General features: G+C 73.6%; 13 protein-coding genes. 10 read left to right on the top strand and 3 right to left on the bottom strand.

The genetic code is table 11. The features are described 5' to 3' along the window. Positions 1 to 30: 30 nt before the first annotated feature. The 3 genes from OCEPR_RS03390 to OCEPR_RS03400 all read left to right on the top strand — a co-directional run bounded on the left by OCEPR_RS03390 (position 31) and on the right by OCEPR_RS03400 (position 4592). Positions 31 to 2736: a PKD domain-containing protein gene (locus OCEPR_RS03390; RefSeq protein WP_013457301.1), complete on the top strand. Its 2706-nt coding sequence runs from the start codon at positions 31 to 33 to the stop codon at positions 2734 to 2736. Positions 2737 to 2797: 61 nt separating this feature from the next. After that, a complete protein-coding gene (locus OCEPR_RS03395; RefSeq protein WP_013457302.1) occupies positions 2798 to 3484 on the top strand; it encodes a hypothetical protein in 687 nt (228 codons plus the stop codon). A gap of 55 nt (positions 3485 to 3539) precedes the next feature. Continuing rightward, positions 3540 to 4592: an SLC13 family permease gene (locus OCEPR_RS03400; protein ID WP_013457303.1), complete on the top strand. Its 1053-nt coding sequence runs from the start codon at positions 3540 to 3542 to the stop codon at positions 4590 to 4592. On the opposite strand, the gene OCEPR_RS03405 is transcribed toward OCEPR_RS03400, so the two are convergent. Further along, positions 4589 to 5236, bottom strand: coding sequence for an HD domain-containing protein (locus tag OCEPR_RS03405; RefSeq protein ID WP_013457304.1), 648 nt, complete (start codon positions 5234 to 5236; stop codon positions 4589 to 4591). The two genes, OCEPR_RS03400 and OCEPR_RS03405, sit on opposite strands and share 4 nt — an antisense overlap. A 34-nt stretch (positions 5237 to 5270) precedes the next feature. Between OCEPR_RS03405 and panB the strand changes: the two genes are divergently transcribed. Together panB and OCEPR_RS03415 are read left to right on the top strand one after the other, a co-directional pair. Further along, the gene (panB, locus tag OCEPR_RS03410) at positions 5271 to 6101 is read left to right on the top strand and encodes a 3-methyl-2-oxobutanoate hydroxymethyltransferase (RefSeq protein ID WP_013457305.1); all 831 of its coding nucleotides are present in this window, start codon (positions 5271 to 5273) and stop codon (positions 6099 to 6101) included. A gap of 7 nt (positions 6102 to 6108) precedes the next feature. Continuing rightward, positions 6109 to 6999, top strand: coding sequence for a ketopantoate reductase family protein (locus OCEPR_RS03415; protein ID WP_013457306.1), 891 nt, complete (start codon positions 6109 to 6111; stop codon positions 6997 to 6999). Here OCEPR_RS03415 and OCEPR_RS03420 read toward each other — a convergent pair. Next, positions 6961 to 8196 carry an SH3 domain-containing protein gene (locus OCEPR_RS03420; RefSeq protein WP_013457307.1) on the bottom strand — a complete coding sequence of 412 codons (1236 nt, stop codon included), beginning with the start codon at positions 8194 to 8196 and terminating at the stop codon, positions 6961 to 6963. The two genes, OCEPR_RS03415 and OCEPR_RS03420, sit on opposite strands and share 39 nt — an antisense overlap. A 55-nt stretch (positions 8197 to 8251) precedes the next feature. Between OCEPR_RS03420 and OCEPR_RS03425 the strand changes: the two genes are divergently transcribed. Continuing rightward, entirely contained in the window at positions 8252 to 9172 is a 921-nt protein-coding gene (locus tag OCEPR_RS03425; protein ID WP_013457308.1) for an RluA family pseudouridine synthase, read from the top strand. On the opposite strand, the gene OCEPR_RS03430 is transcribed toward OCEPR_RS03425, so the two are convergent. Then, positions 9148 to 10230, bottom strand: a complete 1083-nt coding sequence (locus tag OCEPR_RS03430; protein ID WP_013457309.1) for a PQQ-dependent sugar dehydrogenase — start codon at positions 10228 to 10230, stop codon at positions 9148 to 9150. The genes OCEPR_RS03425 and OCEPR_RS03430 overlap by 25 nt on opposite strands. 69 nt (positions 10231 to 10299) lie before the next feature. Here OCEPR_RS03430 and OCEPR_RS03435 point away from each other — a divergent pair, with 69 nt between their 5' ends. From OCEPR_RS03435 to purQ, 4 genes are all read left to right on the top strand, one after another. Beyond that, complete coding sequence (locus OCEPR_RS03435; RefSeq protein WP_148229258.1) at positions 10300 to 10563, top strand: hypothetical protein; 264 nt, start codon at positions 10300 to 10302, stop codon at positions 10561 to 10563. Positions 10564 to 10567: 4 nt separating this feature from the next. Beyond that, the gene (locus tag OCEPR_RS03440; protein ID WP_041554527.1) at positions 10568 to 11293 is read left to right on the top strand and encodes a TlyA family RNA methyltransferase; all 726 of its coding nucleotides are present in this window, start codon (positions 10568 to 10570) and stop codon (positions 11291 to 11293) included. A 9-nt stretch (positions 11294 to 11302) separates the two neighbouring features. Continuing rightward, complete coding sequence (locus OCEPR_RS03445) at positions 11303 to 11872, top strand: hypothetical protein (protein ID WP_148229259.1); 570 nt, start codon at positions 11303 to 11305, stop codon at positions 11870 to 11872. A gap of 138 nt (positions 11873 to 12010) precedes the next feature. Next, positions 12011 to 15700, top strand: a complete 3690-nt coding sequence (purQ, locus tag OCEPR_RS03450; RefSeq protein ID WP_013457313.1) for a phosphoribosylformylglycinamidine synthase I — start codon at positions 12011 to 12013, stop codon at positions 15698 to 15700.

The raw sequence follows: 15700 nt of genomic DNA on the forward strand, positions 1-15700 counted from the left end.
TTCGTAACCTTCCCCTGATTGGAGGAAGCCATGCGCATTTCGCTTCTGGTGCTCGTTTTGTTGGGCTTGGCGGCGTGCGGCGGCCCTGGCGGCGCGCCCCTTCGCGTCGAGCCCGGTCAGGTGGCCGTCGAGCCAGGCGGCCGGGTGACGCTCGAGGCCCTGGGCGGCCCCGCAAACCTCGAGTGGTCGGCCACGAAGGGCCGCTTGCAGGTGGACGGGCGCACCGCCACCTACACCGCGCCCCCCTACGCCACCGACGACGAGATCGTGGTGCGGGGTGGCGGCGGCGAGGCGCGGGTGTCGGTGCTGGTGCGGCCCGGAGGCGCGCTGGGCCCGCGGCTGGTGATTACGGGCGCGCAGGCGCTGGTCTTTACCCGGGCCGGGGAGACGCGCGAGTTCGCGGTCGAGGTCTACGACGTCTTCGGCGAGCCGGTGCCGGACGCCCGGGTGGAGTTCGTTTCCGACGACCCCGCCCGCTTCCGCGTCGAGGCCACCGGTCCCAAGACGGCGCGGGTCACGGCGCTTACGGACGCGCTGGGCACGGTGCGCCTGCGCGCCCGCTACCAGGGCGCCGAGGCCTGGGCGCACGCGGTCTATGCGGAGCTGCAACCCTACGCCCGGCGGCTCGACCCCGCTTGGGTCCGGGAGGCCGAGTGGAACGAGTCCACGATGAGCTGGACGCGCGCGGTGCTGAAGCGCACCCCCGAAACCGAGGCGCTCGAGGCGGGGCAGACCTTCTTCACCGACGACCGCACCGGGCTGTGGGGCCGGATCGAGGCGGTGCGGTTGCAGGATGATCGCGTAGAGCTCGACCTCTCGAAGGCGGCGCTAACCCAGATCTTCCGCCGCCTCAGCTACCGCGCGGTCACCCCGAGCTACCGCGTGGAGGCGACGGTCGCGCCCGGGGGCCGCGGCTTCCTGCGCGTCCTCGGCGAGGACGGCAGCGAGCGGATCGTCCCGCTTTCGGCCTGCCGGGTGAGCACCGGTGTGGAGATCGAGGAGCCGCGCATCGGCCACGTCTTCGAGGTCTGGGTGGAGACCGAGCTGGAGCTCGAGCCCGGTTTCAGCCTTGAGGCCGTCCTCGATCGTGCCGCCTTCGTATTGCACTCGGAGGCCGGGCTCGAGGCCAGCGGCGGGCGCATTTCCTACCGCGCCGGCGACGCCACGATCGACTGCACTCTGGGTTCATGGGACGTCAGCATCCCCACCGTTTCGGTCCTGATCCTCACGCTCAATGTGGATCTCTTCCCCGCCGTGGGGCTGTACGCCACCCTGGCGGGCAGTGAGGGCGGGGTAGAGGTCGCCGGGCCCTCGGCCCGGGCCGTTGCCTCGGCGGCGGTGGGTTTTCGCTATACGGACGCCGACGGGTGGCGGTTCGTGGACGACTTCGGGACCGACGTGGGGCTGCGCGGGCCGAGTTTTGGCCTCACCCCTGGCCGGATGCGCACCGAGCTCGGCCCCTGGGCAGAGCTGGAGCTGGGCCTGTCGATCGACGCCGAGCTGATTTTCGAAACCGTGACGTTGCTGGGCGGCCGCTTCCTCGAGTTCGTCGGCGAGCTGCCCCTGTACCTGACCGTGACCGACGCCGACGTGCGCCGGGCCAGCTATACGGGGCCGGATTGGGGTTTCGGCTGGCGCCTTAGGGGCTTTCTTAAACTGGAACTTTACGGGGTGCTCGCCGACTTCCTGACCGAACTCTTCGGCTCCGGTGCGACGTACCTGGGAAGCACGGAGCTGTTCAACGTCGGCGATCCGCAGGCGTTCCTGGGTCCACCGGCGGTTTCCAGCGCCCTCAAGACTTCCCACCCGTTCGGCGTCGACCTGGGCGACACCAGCCGCACCCCGCAGATCGAGTTCACGGCCACCCCCGCGGACGCGCGCACCGAGTTCTGGCGCCAGGGCGGCCGTTGCGCGGACGCGGCCGACTGCTTCGGGGCGGCGCCGCTCGTCAAGCTGGGCGAGACCTCGACGGGCCGCTGGGTCTGGCGGCCGGGCAAGGCCGACGTGGGCTGGTACCTCTTCTATGCGCGGCACTACACCGGCCCCATCGGCCAGGCGCTGCCGCATGCGTCGCAGGTGTCGTCGTTGGCCGTCTACGTGGCCAGTCCGAATCTGGACTTCGTTCCGAGCGAAGTCTTGCTCAAGGGCAAGGTGGGCGGCACCGCCACCGGCGTGCTGCGCTACTACAACCGGCCCCAGCCCGCCGCGCTGCCAAACGGAACCACCGGGGACGTGACGAGCCTCTTGCGAACGCTGGTTCCCGCCGGCGGCGCGGTGGCGCCCGATCCCACCACCGCGGCGGTCTACTCGGGGCGCTGGGCCTACCACCAGCTCAGCTACGCCTGCCCGGCCACCCCGACGACCGTGAACACGAGCGTCTTCCTCTTCACCAACGACCCCGACTCGCCCGCCGGGGGCCACCAGATACCGGTGACCGTCGAGTGCACGAACAACAGCCCGCCCCAGGCGTACATGCAGTGGTACAACCTCGTGGGTCCGGCGCCGCTCACCACCACCTTCCAGACCTCGGCGTACGATCCCGACGGCGATCCGATGGGCTGCTACCTCGACTTCGGAGACGGCAGCCCGCGGGTCGAGTACGCCCTGGGCCAGTGCCCCGCCGGTTTCACCGTCGACCACACCTACACCGAACCCGGCACTTACCAGGCGAGTTTCGTGGTTACCGACGTCGACGGCGAGCGGGACGTCTTCACCCTGACCGTCGAGGCGCAGTAATCTTTATCCGTCGCGCTGCTTCCCCCGGCTGCGGCCGGGGGTGTTTACTTGAGACAGGGCCATGCTCGTCTACCTCGACCAGAACTACGCCTCGCGCATCGCCAAGTACCTGCTGGCGCTGCCGGGCCAGGAGGCCTTCGGGGAGGTCTGGGAGGCGCTTTTGGCGCTGGAGGGCCGGGTCGTCGTTCCGCCCAGCCCGTTTCACGTGCTGGAGCTGCACGGAGGCTACCTGCTGCCCACTTTCCGGCGGATGTTTGCGCAAGTCAGCGGGGGCTTTTGGGTGCGGCCCTGGCCCGACGTGGCGCGGCGGCAGGTGGAGCGGGGCGGGCTCGACCGCGAGGACTTCTTGTGGCGGCGGGGGAGCTGGGACGAGCCGGCGGACCTGGCGCCCTTGTGGGGCCTGCTGGACCTCGATCTCGAAGGCGACTTCTACCAGCGGGCGGCCGCGGCGCGCGCCTGGGTGCGCCGCCGGCTGGGGCTCGGACGGGCGGCCGAAGCGGCGCCCTTCTTCGGCCTGCTGGGCCGGCTCGTGGCCTTCCGCTCGCTCGAGCGCACCCGCGAGGAACGGGCCAGCGACCTGCTGGACGTGGTCATGGCGGCCACGGTCGCGCCCTACGCACGCGTGCTGGCCACCGACCGCTACCTGCGCGAAGCGCTGGTGCGGGTGGGGGCGGGGGTGCGCACCTGGTCGGGGCGCTCGGGCGAGGTGCGGACGCTGGCGCGCTGGCTGCGGGCCCGGGCGGGTTGAGGGATGGGGCGTTCGCCCGCTCGCGCCGCGGGGGTGCGGGGCCTAGGCTGAAGGAGTGCGGGCCTGGCTGAAGCGGGAGGCGCTCTTGGGCACGGCCGCGTTGGGCCTGGTCCTCAGTTCGTTGCTGCTCGGACGCCTGCCCCGCTACGACGCTTCCGACGCCGAGGTGCTGCTCGTGCTCTACGCGCTGCTGGTGCTGGCGAAGGGGCTCGAGCGCCACGGCGCGGTGCGGGCGCTGGCGAGCCGGCTCGAGCGCGGCCGCTGGCCGGGGCTGCGCCTCGTGGGGCTCACCTTCTTCCTTTCCATGTTCGTGACCAACGACGTCGCCCTGCTGGCGGTGCTCCCCGTGAGCCTGCGGCTCCACGGCGCGGCGTTGGAGGCGCTGGCGGTGCTCGAGGTGCTGGCGGCCAACGCCGGCTCGGCGCTCAGCCCCGTCGGCAACCCGCAGAACCTCTTCCTCTACTGGTTCTACGGCGTTCCGCTGGACCGCTTCGTGGGCGCGATCGCGCCGTTTTCGCTCTTCTTCCTCCCCCTGTTGCTGGCGCTGGCCTGGCTGTGGGACCGCCAAAACCCGGTGCGGCCGGCCGCGGCCGCGGCCGGGCCGGACCGCGGGGCCGCGGCCTACCTGGTGCTTTTCGTCCTCTTCGTGCCGGTGGTGCTGCGCTGGGTGCCGGCGTGGCTGGCCGTCTTCGTGCCCCTGGCGGTGGCGCTCTTCGACCGAGCGGCGTTGCGCGTGGACTACGCGCTGCTCGCCACCTTCGCGGCCTTCTTCGGCCTCACCGACAACCTGCGCGCGGCGCTCGCGCCCCTGCCCCTGCACCCGCACCACGTCTTCCTCAGCGCGGCGCTGCTCAGCCAGCTGATCAGCAACGTGCCCGCGGCGCTCCTGCTCGCCGACTTCACCCGCGACTGGCCGGCGCTCCTCTGGGGCGTGAGCGTGGGCGGGTTCGGCACCCTGCTGGCCTCGCTCGCCAACCTGATCGGCTACCGGCTGGTGCGCCAGGCGTTGCCGGAGTGCGCCCCCGCCTTCTTGCAGCGTTACCACCTGCTGGGCTTCGCCTTCCTGCTCCTGGGGATGGGGCTCTACCGGATCGTCGGCCCCGGCTAACTGCGGCCCTCCCACTCGTCGAGGAAGCGCGCCACGAAGGCCTCCATGAAGGCGTGGCGCGCTTCGGCCAGCGCCCGCGCCGTGGGGGTGTGCAGCCGGTCCTTGAGCAAGAAGAGCTTCTCGTAGAAGTGCATCAGCGAGCTCGAGTTCGTCTTCCTGTAGGCCTCGAAGCTGGCGTGGTGCTCGGGGGACTCGGCGGGGTCGTAGAGGAGGCGGCCCCTCGCCCCGCCGTAGGCGAAGGCGCGGGCGATGCCGATCGCCCCGATGGCGTCGAGGCGGTCGGCGTCCTGCACCACCCGGCCCTCGAGCGTGGGCATGGCGTCGGGCACGCCGGCGCCCTTGAAGCTGACGCGGCGGGCGATGGCCACCACCGCTTCCGCGGTGGCCGCGTCCACGCCGGCCTCGGCGAGCCAGGCCGCGAGGGTGCCCTCGGGGCGGCCCAGCTTGTGGTCCTCGACGTCGTGGCCGAGCGCCGCCAGCTCCACGAGGAGCAGATCGGCGCCTTCGGCCGCGGCGATGCGCCGCGCCAGCCGCCACACCCGCCAGACGTGCCACCAGTCGTGGCCGCTGCCTTCGCCGGCGAAGGCCGATTCCACCCTGCGGCCGAAGGCCTCCACCCGGGGATCGTCGTGCGTGAAGGGCATGGGCCTAAGTATACGCAGCGCGTAGAATACGGGCGTGGCCAAGTTGACGATTCCCGAACTGAAGTCCCGCAAAGGCCGGGGATCGCTGGTGATGCTCACGGCCTACGACTACCCGACGGCCAAGCTGGCCGCCGAAGCGGGCGTGGACGTGCTGCTCGTCGGCGACTCGCTGGGGATGGTGGTGCTGGGGTACGACAGCACCGTGCCGGTGAGCCTCGAGGAGGTGCTGCACCACACCAAGGCCGCGCGCCGGGGCGCGCCGGAGGTGCACCTCGTCGCCGATCTGCCCTTCCTCGCCGACGCCACCCCCGAGCGGGCGCTGGCGGCGGCCGAGCGGCTCGTCAAGGAGGGCGGGGCCGACTCGGTGAAGCTCGAAGGCGCCAAGCTCGAAGCGGTGCGGGCGCTGGTGAGCGCGGGGGTGCCGGTGCTGGGGCACGTGGGGCTCACGCCGCAGACGGCGGGCATGCTGGGCGGCTACAAGGTGCAGGGCAAGACCCCGGCGGCCGCCAAGAAGCTGCTCGAGGACGCCCTGGCGCTCGAGGCGGCGGGGGTCTGGGGCGTGGTCCTCGAGATGGTCCCGGTGCCGCTGGCGGCGCGGGTGACCGAGCAGCTGAGCGTGCCGACGATCGGCATCGGCGCGGGCGCGGCCACCGACGGCCAGGTCCTCGTCTTCCACGACCTGATCGGCGTCTTCGACCGCTTCAAGCCCAAGTTCGTGCGCCGCTACCTGGAGGGCGGCGCGCTGATCCGCGACGCGATCGCGGCCTACGCCGCCGACGTGCGTTCGGGGGCGTTCCCCGCGGACGAGCACGGCTACGCGATGGACGAATCCGCTTTGGAGGGGCTCTACGGCAAGGAATCCTGAGTTCGAAGTGGCCGTGGTGGGGCCGGGGGCGCTCGGGCGCGTCTTCGCCGCCTGCCTGAGCGACGTGGGGCCCACGGCGCTGGTGGCGCGTTCGCCCGGGCGCGCCGCGGCGCTCGCCCGGGGCTTCGAGCTGGTGCACCCCTCGGGCCGAACCCGGCGCGTGCGGGTGCCGGCCTTCGGCCCCGAAGAGGCGCCCCCGGCGCGCTGGGCGATCGTGCTCGTCAAGGGTCCCGACACCGAGGCGGCCGCGCGGGTGGCGGCGCGGGTGGCCACGGAGGGCGTGCTCAGCCTGCAAAACGGCTGGGTGCGGGAGCGGCTCTTGGCCGCGGCCTCTGGCCGGGTGCCGGCCGACCAGGGGGCCACGACGGCCGCGGCCACGCGCGAGGCGGAGCGCACCGTCTGGGTGGCCGCGGGGGAGACCTGGCTGCCCCCCGCTTTCGCGCCGCTGGCGGCGCGGCTGACCGCTGCGGGCCTGCCGGCCGAGGCCACGCCCGATGTGGCGGCGCGCAGGCTCGAGAAGCTGGCGGTGAACCTGGTCGTCAACCCGCTCACCGCGGTGCTGGACGTGCCCAACGGAGGGCTCCTGGAGCCCGAGCTCTGGCCCACCGTGCGCGACCTCGCGGCGGAGATGCACCCGGTGCTGGCGGCGCGCGGCCCCCTGCCCGACCCCGAGACCCTGCTCGTGCGGATCCGCCGGGTCCTGGCCGCGACCGCGGCCAACACCAGCAGCATGCGCGCCGACGTGCGCGCCGGACGGCCCACCGAGATCGAAGAACTGACCGGCGCGCTCCTGGCCTGGGCGCGCGCGGACGGACGGGCGCTGCCGCGCCACGAGGCGCTCTACCGCATGGTGCGCGCCCTAGAGCAGGTTCACCGAGGTAAGCCGCTCGAGGAGTGAGCCGGCGGCGGTGCCGCGGCCCAGGTCGAGGCTGGTGACCACGACCCGGCGCACCGCGGCGGTGGCCTCGCCGCCGTTCTCCGGCCGCTTGTAGGCCCAGAAGGCGTGCACCGCGTGGTGGCAGCCCTCGACCGCGCCCAGGTAGAGCATCACGTGGCCGGGCATGCACAGGACGGCGGGCCCGCCCTCCAGCTCCGCCAGCCGGCGGGCGCGGGAGGCGTGGGGTTCGCCGGGCTCGAAGACGAGCGCGGGGCGGGTGGCGCGGCACTGCGCCGAGGCGTCGCGCGGCAGGCGGTAACCGAAGACCTTGAAGACGTCCTGAACGAAGCGCGAGCAGTCGAGGGCCGGCCCCGCGGGCGTGAGGCCGCCCCAGCCGTAGGGCCGCCCCAGCGGGGCGAGGGCGCGGGCGAAGAAGGCGGCGGGGGTGAGGGCCGGGGGTTCGGGGGCGAGCTCGGGGTCGCCGACGAGGCGGGCCTTGCTCCAGAGCAGCTGGCCGTGCTCGTCCCGGGCGGGGTAGGCGAGCATGCCGCCGCGCAGGCCGGGCAGCCGGCTGCCCATCTGCATCGGGGTCGTACCGCAGGCGGTTTCCAGTTCAGCGGTGGGGCTGAGCAGGACCGGCCCCGGCTGCGCCAGCAGATTGGCGATCTCGCCGGGCAGCTCGGTCCAGGCCAGCTCGCGGGCGCGGACCCAGCCGCGGTAGTCGGGGGCCTGAACGAACCACCAGGTCCCGTCGCGGCTGGGGTGGAGCAGCGCCAGCGGGGTGAGCGGTTCGAGCGCGGTGTGCTGCAGGCGGTCGAAGCCCTCCTCGTCGTTTCGTTTGTGGCCGCGCGCGGCGGTGGGCAGGGCGCGCAGGTTGGCGCGGCCGAGGGTGATCCCGTAGCGGTCGGCCTTGAAGGGGCGCAGGCCCGCGAGGTTCAACCGCGCGTAGGTCTCGGCCCGCGCCGCTTCGTCCACGGGGCGGCCGTCCAGGACCGCCCACCAATCGTCGGGGACCCGGGCCGCCTCGATCCATTCCCCGAGCGTCGCGGCCGCCACCGGCCCCAGCTCGAGCGGGTCCCACAGCGCCCCGGAACGCTCCACCAGGCGCGGGTTCAAGGCCGCGGGCGCCTCCGGGTCGAACCGCCCCCGCCAGCGTTCGGCCCAGAACTCCGGGTCCGCGAGTCGCGCGCCGGCGTGCGGCGAGAGGACGTGCGGCATTGGCCCATTCTACTTGGGGGCTCTCACCCGCGGCGGCTATGATGGTCGGGTGAGGGTGCAGGGATCCCACGTCTTCGAGGCCGAGGGCGAGCGTCTGGATCAGGCGCTGGCGCGGGCGTTGGGGGTGAGCCGCGCCCGCGCGCAGGCCTGGATCAGCGCCGGCCACGTGCGCGTGGCCGGCGAGGTGGTCACCAAGCCGGCCCGCCGCCTCGCCGGCGAGCGGGTCGAGGTGGAGGTGCCGCCCGAGCCCCCCGCGCGCGTCGAGGCCGAGGACCTGACCGTCGAGATCCTCTACGAGGACGAGGACATGGTCGTCGTCAACAAGCCCGCGGGCATGGTCACCCACCCGGCCCCCGGGGTGACGCGCGGCACGCTCGTCAACGCGCTCTTGGGCCGCTGGGTCGAGCCCGGGGGCGAGCCGGTGCGTCCGGGCATCGTGCACCGGCTCGACAAGGAGACCTCCGGGGTGATCGTCGTGGCCCGGCACGAAGCGGCGCTCCGGCGGCTCGCCGACGCCTTCAAGCAGCGCTTCGTCTTCAAGCGCTACGTCGCGCTCACCGAGGGGGTGCCCGCGAACACCACGGTGATCGCGCCGATCGGCCGCCACCCGGTGCACCGCTTCAAGATGCACACCGGCGGCATCAAGGCGCGCTACGCCGAGACCGACTTCGAGGTCGTCGCCACGGCGGAGGGGCGGGCCCTGGTGGAGGCGCGGCCCCACACCGGCCGCACCCACCAGATCCGGGTGCACCTCAAGCACCTGCACACCCCCATCTGGGCCGATCCCCTCTACGGCAAGCCCTCCCCCTTCATCGGCCGTCTGGCGCTGCACGCCTACGAGCTGCGGGTGCCCCACCCCAAGAGCGGCAAAATCCTGAGCTTCACCGCCCCCGTGCCCGAAGACATGGCCCGCGGCTGGGAGGCCGCGGGCGGGGTCTGGCCCGAAGGGGTTCAGCGCGCCGGAACCAGCCGGTAGACGGCGCCGCCGCCGTGGTCCACCACGTAGACCTCGCCGGCCGCGTCCTCGCCGAAGCTGCTGATGCGCAGCTTGGTTTGGAGCAGCAGGCGGCTCTCCCAGCGGTTCCCGGTCCAGCGGGCCGCCCAGATCTTGCCGCTGCAGTAGTCGCCGTAGAGGTAGGCCCCCACCAGCTCGGGGATCCGCCGGCCGCGGTAGACGTAGCCGCCGGTGATCGAACACCCCTGGTCGTGGCCGTACTCGAGGATGGGCGGCACCAGGCCCGCGCGCTTGCAGTTCTTGGCGGGTTTGAAGCAGTGGTTGCCCTCCATGACGTTCCAGCCGAAGTTCCAGCCGCCGCTCGTGCTCATCGGCGCGGGGACGTAGTCCACCTCCTCCCACTTGTTCTGCCCCACGTCGGCGATGAAGAGGTCGCCGGTCTCGCGGTCGAAGCTGTAGCGCCAGGGGTTGCGCAGCCCCAGCGCCCAGATCTCGGGGCGGTACTTGGGGTTGGCCACGAAGGGGTTGTCCTCGGGGACGGCGTAGGGGTTTCCGCGGTCCACGTCGATGCGCAGCATCTTGCCGAGCAGGCTCCCGGGGTTCTGGGCGTTCCCCTGGGGGTCGCCCCCGGAGCCGCCGTCGCCGGTGCCGATGTAGAGGTAGCCGTCGGGGCCGAAGGCGAGGTGCCCCCCGTTGTGGTTGGCGTAGGGCTGGTCGATGGTGAGCAATACCCGGTAGGGCCGTCCACCGCGGTACTCCTCGATCACGGTGCGGCCGCGCCGGTCGGTGTAATTGAGGAAGAAGCGGCGGTTTTCAGGGTAGCCGGGGTGGAAGGCGAGGCCCAGCAGCCCGCGTTCGCCGCAGCAGCTCACCTTCTTGCGCACGTCCAGCCAAAGCGTCTTCTGCCCGCCCCCGAGCGCCAGGACGCGCCCCCGCTGCTCGAGCACGAGGAGCGGGCCGCCCGGTTCCTGGGTGAGGAAGAGCGGTTTGTCCAGGCCCGTGGCCACGGGCTCGAGCCCCACGCCCTGCGCCCAGGCCAGCGCGAGCACCAGCAAGCCACCGCTTAGGATTCGTTTCATGATGCCCCCCTGTGGTACGCAGCATAGCAGGACATCCGCAGGACGGGCAGCGTGCGATAATCAAGGGTGGTGATCGACGTGGCGTGGGACACCTGGGAGAGCCGGATGCAAGAAGCGCGCCGCGAGGTGGCGCGGGCGCTCGGCATCGAACCGGGGGTGACCCTCGAGCCCCCTTTCGGCGAGGTGGAGATCCGCCTGCCGGGCGGTCGAAGACGCCTGCGCGGCAACCTGCGCACGGGGTTGTGGCGCCTCGTCGAGGACGAGGTGGCGCTGTCGGACGAGGTGCCGTTGGCGGCGATCCTGGAACGGCTCGACGTCGGGGTGCATGGCTGAGCGGGTGCGTCTGGACGTGGCCCTGGCCGCGCGCGGTCTGGTGGAGAGCCGCGCCAAGGCCCAGGAGCTGATCCGCGCCGGCCGGGTGCGGGTCGACGGCGCGGTGGCGACCAAACCCAGCCGCAAGGTGGGCCCGGAGGCCCGGATCGAAGTCGTCGGCCCCGAGCCCTACGTGGGCCGGGCCGCCCACAAGCTGCTGGGGGCGCTGGCGGCCTTCGGGATCGGCCCCGAAGGCGAGGTCTGGGCCGACGTGGGCGCGGGCACCGGCGGCTTCACCCAGGTGCTGCTCGAGCACGGGGCCCGCAGGGTCTACGCCCTGGACGTGGGCCACGGCCAGCTGCATCCGCGCCTGCGTGCGGACGCGCGGGTGGTGGTGCTGGAAGGGGTCAACGCCCGCCGCCCTTTGGCGCTGCCCGAGCCGGTGGACGGCGCGGTGATGGACGTTTCCTTCATCTCCAGCACCCTGATCCTGCCGAACCTGTGGCGCGTCCTCCGGCCCGGGGGCCGGGCGCTCGTCCTCGTCAAACCCCAGTTCGAGCTCGAGCCCGGGAGCCACACCGGGGTGGTGCGCGACCCCCGGTTGCAGCGGCGGGCGCTGGAGCGGGTGCGCGCCGCGGCCCGGGCGCTCGGCTTCACGCTCTGCGGCGAGGCGGAGAGCCCGCTTGCGGGCAAGGAGGGCAACCGGGAGTTCTGGCTCTACCTGGAACGGCCGGACGCGGGCGTAAGCTGAGGCGTGCACTTGAGCGAACACGAAGTCCTCGAGGCGCTGCGCGAGCCCCGTTGCCCCGTCTGCGCGCTGGCCCGCAAGGCGGCGCGCGGCTACCTGGAGGGGGTCGTCGAGGGCGGAATCAACGACCCGACCCTGCGCGACGACTGGCGCCGCCGCGGCGGCCTCTGCGGTCGCCACTGGCGTGAGGCGCGCGATCTGGAGGCGCCGGCCTTTCCCCTGGCCATTCTCACGCAGGACCTCCTCGCAGCCGAGCTGGAACGCCCCCACGCACGGGTGCGCTGCCCTGCCTGCGAGGTGCAGGCCGCCGCCGAAAGCCGCTACCTCGACAGCCTGCGCGGGCTGCCGCTCGCGGCGGTGCGGCGGGCGCTCGAAGCGGGGCGGGGCTTCGTATGCCTGCGCCATCTGCGTGAGCTTCCCGAAGGCGAGCTGGCCGGGTTGCTGCGCGCGCGCCTGCAGGGGATCCTGGACGACCTCGAGGCCTTCCAGAGGAAGTACGACCACCGCCACACCCACGAGCCCATGGGGCCCGAGGGCGACGCCTGGCTGCGGGCGATCCGGGCGCTGGGGGGCGAGGTCTGAGGCTCCCGCCCGGAATGCCTCCAGGCCGCCGCCTGGGGTGTTCAAGCGCCGCGGGGGTTGGTATAACGGGGGCGTAGGGTGACGACGTGCTCTTCGTAATGCTGACTTTTCCATAAAACACGGGGTGAGGGTGACGCATTGAACCGTTCACAGGGGGAGGAGTTGCAGGCGACCTTCGTCGTCGAGGTGACGGGGGTGCGCGGAGGGGCGGACGCGGAGCTGCGGGCCCGCGAACTGGGCGCGCGCGCCGTACGGCGCGCGCGCTTGTTTTACCTGCAGGGGCTGGACCGCGCGCAGGTGGAGGCGCTGGCCCGCGAGGTGCTGGCCGACGCGGTGAGCGAGCGCTGGCGGGTGGCGCCGGCGGGAGCGCCGCCGGAGCTGGAGCCCGGCTGGACCTACGTGGACGTGACCCTCCACCCGGGGGTCACCGACGCCGAGGCCGAGACGCTGCTCGCGGTGCTGGCCGCCCGCGGCCTGACGGGGGTGCGGGCGGCCACGGGCCGGCGTTACTACGTGCAGGGGCTGGACCCCGCGCGGCTCGCGGAGCTGGCGCCGCGGACGCTGGCCAACCCGGTCGTCGAGCACTGGAGCGTGGCCGCGCCGGCGCGGCCGGGTTTCGTGGAGGCCGAACCCGCGCGCATGGAGGCGCGCCGGCTGCCGCTGCGCAACCTCGACGAGGCCGGCCTCGCGGCGCTCTCGCGCGCGCGCCGGCTGGCGCTCGACGTGAGCGAGATGAAGCAGATCCAGGCCTACTTCGTGCGCGAGGGGCGCGAGCCTACCGACGTGGAGCTCGAGACCCTGGCCCAGAGCTGGAGCGAGCACTGTGCCCACAAGACCTTCCGCTCGCCGATCGTCTACACCGGGCCGCCCCCCGGAAGCCGGAGCGGCGCGGAGACCCGGCGCATCGACGGCCTGCTCCGCACCTACATCAAGGGGGCGACCGACCGGCTCGACCGCCCCTGGGTGCGTTCGGCGATCGAGGACAACGCCGGCCTCGTGGCCTTCGCCGAGGGCTACGACCTGGCCTTCAAGGTGGAGACCCACAACCACCCTTCGGCGCTCGAGCCCTTCGGGGGCGCCGGCACCGGCGTGGGCGGGGTGATCCGCGACGTGCTGGGGGTGAGCGCGCGGCCCCTCGCCGTCACCGACGTGCTCTGCTTCGGGCCGCTGGACCTGCCGGCGGAGGACCTGCCAGAGGGGGCGCTCCACCCCCGGCGCGTCTACGAGGGCGTGACCCACGGCATCGAGGACTACGGCAACAAGATGGGCGTGCCCACGGTGAGCGGCGCGGTCTGGTTCCACCCCGGCTACACGGCCAACCCCCTCGTCTACGCGGGCTGCCTGGGTGTCCTCCCCAGCGGGAGCCACCCCACCGAACCGCGCGCGGGCGACTGGGTGGTCCTCGTCGGCGGCCGCACCGGCCGCGACGGCATCGGCGGGGCCACCTTCTCGAGCGCCACCATGGACGCCACCACCCACGAGGTCGCGGGCGCGAGCGTGCAGATCGGCGACCCCATCCAGGAGAAGAAGGTGGCCGACCTGGTGCTGGCGGCGCGCGACGAAGGCCTCTACCACGCGATCACCGACTGCGGGGCGGGCGGCCTCTCCTCGGCGGTGGGCGAGATGGGCGCGGCGCTGGGGGTCCGGGTCGAGCTCGAGCGGGTGCCGCTGAAGTACCCGGGGCTCGAGCCCTGGGAGATCTGGCTCAGCGAGGCCCAGGAGCGCATGGTGCTGGCCGTGCCCCCGGACCGCTGGGAGCGCCTGGCCGAGCTGGCCCGGCGCTACCGGGTGGAGGCGGTGCGCATCGGCCGCTTCGAAGCGAGCGGCCGCCTCGTCGTCGAGGCGGGCGGGCGGGCGGTGGCCGACCTGGCCATGGACTTCGTCCACGGCGGCTGGCCCCGGCGGGAGCGCCGCGCCGAGTGGCGGCCGCCGCGGCTGGCGCGCGCCCGTTTCGAGCCGGGGCCGGAACTGCTGCCCGCGCTGCTGGCGCACCCGAACCTGAAAAGCCGCGAACCGCTGCTGCGCCGCTACGACCACCTGGTCCAGGGGGGCACCGCCGAGGGGCCGCTCGTGGGCGCGGCCGATCACGGCCCCGCAGACGCGGCCGTGCTGGTGCCCCAGGAGGTGCAGGGCGCCGATCCTCCCGCGGCCGCGCTGGCCGTGGGGCTCGCGACCGGTCTCTACCCGGTGGACCCCTACCTGATGGCCTTCATGGCCCTCGACGAGGCGGTGCGCAACCTGGTCGCCGTGGGGGCCGACCCCGACCGCATCGCCGTGCTCGACAACTTTTCCTGGGGCGATCCGGACCTGCCCGACCGCCTGGGAAGCCTGGTGCGCGCGGCCCAGGGGCTCTACGACGCGGCGCTGCGTTACGGCACCCCCTTCGTTTCCGGGAAGGACAGCCTCAACAACGAATACACCGACCGCCGCGGGGTGCGCCACGCCATCCCCGGCACCCTGGTGGTCTCGGGCCTGGGGCGGCTCGCGCGGGCGAGCGAGGCGCAGAGCCTCGACCTCAAGCGGCCCGGCGACCCCGTCTGGCTGGTGGGCGCGACCGGCCGGGCGCTCGCGGGGAGCCACGCGGGGGCGCTGGCGGGCCTGCCCGAGACCGCCGGCGGCCTGCCCGTCTTCGACGAGCGCGCGCCGGACTGGATGCGCGCCCTCCACCGGGCCATCCGCTCGGGCTGGGTGCGGGCCGTGCACGACCTCAGCGAAGGCGGTCTGGCGCTGGCCGCCGCGGAGATGGCGATCGCCGGACGGCTGGGGTTGGACCTCGATCCGGCGCGCGCGCCGGTGATCGAGCCGCTGGGCGAGGCCGAGCTGCTCTTCTCCGAGTCGCCCTCGCGCTTCCTGGTCGAGGTGGACGCGGAGCACGAAGCGGCGTTCGCCGCTCTCTTCGAGGGCCTGCCCGCCGCCCGGCTGGGCCGGGTGACGCCCGAGCCGGAGCTGCGCCTGGGCGGCTGGCGCTGGCCGCTCGAGGAGCTGGAGCGGGCCTGGCGCGGCGAGCTCGCCCCCGACCCGCGCCCCATCCGTCCCGCGCCCGAGCCCTACGCCGCGGCGGCGGTGCGCCGCGCCCGGCCGCGGGCGGCCGTTCTCTTCGCCCCCGGAACCAACCGCGACGGCGACGCCCGGATCGCCCTGGAGCGCGCGGGGGCGCGGCCGGAGCGGGTGCTCCTGAGCGAGCTCGAGCCCGCGGACCTCGCGGCTTTCGATCTGCTGCTGCTCCCGGGCGGCTTCTCCTATGGCGACGACCTGGGGGCGGGCAAGGTCTGGGCGCTGGAGCTGCGGGACCGCTTCGGCGAGGCCGTGGACGCCTTCGTCGCCTCCGGCAAACCGGTCCTGGGCATCTGCAACGGCTTCCAGGCGCTGGTGAAGGCCGGCTTCCTGCCGGGCTGGGCGGGGCCGCCCGCGGTCACGCTGGCGCCCAACGCCAGCGGCCGTTTCGAGACCCGCTGGGTCTGGCTCGAGCCCGAGCCGGGGGCCGCCTGCCCCTTCGTGGCGGGGCTTTCCGCGCCGCTCTACGTCCCCGTGGCCCACGGCGAGGGCCGGCTGGCCGTGCGGGACGCGAAGGTGCTCGCGCGGCTCGAGGCCGCGGGTCAGGTGGCGCTGCGCTACGCCCTGCCGGGCGGCGGCGAGCCCGGCTACCCCGCCGACCCCAACGGCTCGGCGGGCCACGTCGCGGGGCTTTGCAACCCTGCGGGCAATGTCCTGGGGTTGATGCCCCACCCCGAAGACCACGTCTTTCCCTGGCAGCACCCGCGCTCGCATCGAGGCGAGCGCGGCTTCGACGGCCTCGCGCTCTTCCGGCGCCTGGTGGAACACGCATGA

It is taken from the genome of Oceanithermus profundus DSM 14977 (assembly GCF_000183745.1).
GTDB lineage: Bacteria > Deinococcota > Deinococci > Deinococcales > Marinithermaceae > Oceanithermus > Oceanithermus profundus.